Origin of the sequence: Chamaesiphon sp. OTE_75_metabat_556, from assembly GCF_031378165.1 — a bacterium.
Lineage (GTDB): Bacteria > Cyanobacteriota > Cyanobacteriia > Cyanobacteriales > Chamaesiphonaceae > Chamaesiphon.
In genome coordinates this window covers 1-1,648 of sequence record NZ_JANNDR010000188.1, presented here as the reverse complement: position 1 = coordinate 1,648, position 1,648 = coordinate 1, and the positions used below count along the sequence as shown (strand labels likewise).

Annotated in this window: 2 protein-coding genes and 1 pseudogene; 1 reads left to right on the top strand and 2 read right to left on the bottom strand. The window is 47.5% G+C overall.

Features of this window, described 5'->3' with window-relative positions:
- Both RMO27_RS07830 and RMO27_RS07825 read right to left on the bottom strand, forming a co-directional pair.
- A pseudogene (locus tag RMO27_RS07830) lies at positions 1-404 on the bottom strand (hypothetical protein); the annotation flags it as partial.
- A gap of 44 nt (positions 405-448) precedes the next feature.
- Positions 449-1,528, bottom strand: a complete 1,080-nt coding sequence (locus tag RMO27_RS07825) for a DUF3854 domain-containing protein (RefSeq protein ID WP_309731072.1) — start codon at positions 1,526-1,528, stop codon at positions 449-451.
- On the opposite strand from RMO27_RS07825, the gene RMO27_RS07820 reads away from it, so the two are divergent.
- Positions 1,505-1,636: a hypothetical protein gene (locus RMO27_RS07820; protein WP_309731073.1), complete on the top strand. Its 132-nt coding sequence runs from the start codon at positions 1,505-1,507 to the stop codon at positions 1,634-1,636. The genes RMO27_RS07825 and RMO27_RS07820 overlap by 24 nt on opposite strands.
- Positions 1,637-1,648: the final 12 nt, after the last annotated feature.

Here is a 1,648-nt window from a genome sequence, read left to right as displayed (position 1 = left end):
CTCAGTGCCGTCAACAGTGCCCCCAGGATACGTGGACGCGCTGCTTCGATCTTGGCAGTTAATTCCGCCTGGGGTAGTCGCTGTTGTTCAGTAATTTCACCGAGTTGTACCATCAGGACTCGATCTGCTAGGTCATCGCGAGTCACAAGGGAATCGATCGCCGTGACAATCTGGGGACGGGCAAACTCAAATGTCGTCTCTTCATCAGTGCTAAATAGAGTGCGGGTACTGTACCCAAAGCCAGTCGCGATCCGACATAAATCGTCCGATTGGTCTGCACTGATATGTCCCACATTATCGTAGACCATCAATAGCCGACGAGAAGCCGAGACTGCGAGCTTATGGGTATCCCCTTGCAGCTTGATAAGTGGGGCTTTGCCAGGATCGATTAAACCTTTTAGCATTTCTGCGGCAACGGTCTTGCCACTCCCTCTGTGTGCCGATAGTACTAATACCGGATAGGTTTTGTTAGGACAGAAGCAGAATAGTAGGATGTGATAATTAAAGTCCATGCAGATCCATCTACATTGAGCAATTCCCGTAATTCTGTCAAGCTTCCCCCAGCGACGGGATAAGGGAGCGGACGTAGCGAATCTGGTCGCCAAAATCGCACGGGTGGATCGTCGATCGTCCGCCAGCCAGTAGGATCGATCTCGATCGCCTTCCAGTCTGGAGTACCCAAGTCGAGATAAATTTTCTCTTGGTGTTGGGCGATGCGGAGATGGACTTCGCGAGTTGCCGAATCCTGCCCGTACAAAGCGATCGCTTCGAGCGTTGAGAGCGTATCTTGCATCGTCTGAGAGCCAATCCCCTTACCCTCGATATTGAAATACTCACCAGCCAGCCACATTCTAAAAGCTCTAGAGCGAACTGCATAAGTGTGACGGTTTCCCTCGATCGTAATATCGGCATAAGCAACTCGATCGGGAGTTTGAAAGTAAGTAGCAGTTCTCCCGATCTCCAGCAACCTCTCTGCAACTGACTTATGTGGCTTTTTTCCATCTTCAGTCCCTTCTATTGCCGCCGCTTCGATCGGTTTGGCACTGTCGATAACGCGACGGAATGCCTCGACTCCATCGTTAAAGATTAAATCGTCAATGCCTTTACCTCGATCGCTATTCCATTCAGCTAAATAAACTTGACAATCTGCTGCTATTAATAAACCAGCAAATCTTTTAATTGCAGCCCGAACCATATTTATCGTTTTCGGTTTGCTGTCCTTGTCAAATGCAATAGTGATCCTTCTATTCGGGGTAGAAATTAACTTTAAATCGTTAATTAATGTGTAATCCTTTTCACCCTTATTCAGTTCGGGACAGCCATTCCAAATCCCAGTTAACGAGATACAAATTTCACCAGTGCTAATCCCACTTAATGCCTTCTTTGACCCTTCCGTAGTGGTTACAGGGATAGTTGAATCATCTCGAATCCACTGTAAAAACTCTAGGCTGAGTCGTTGGCATTCATCTCGCCATTCATCCGAGCCGATATCTACTAATTGCCATTGTCTACTCCCTTCCCGCCGCAAGACTATTTATTGACCGCGATCGATTGCAAAGACTGGTTTTCAGCGGATAAAATTTATAGTAGCGATCGAGCCTTAACTGTCACAGTCAGAGGGATCTATACTCTTTGAGCGGAAAGGGAG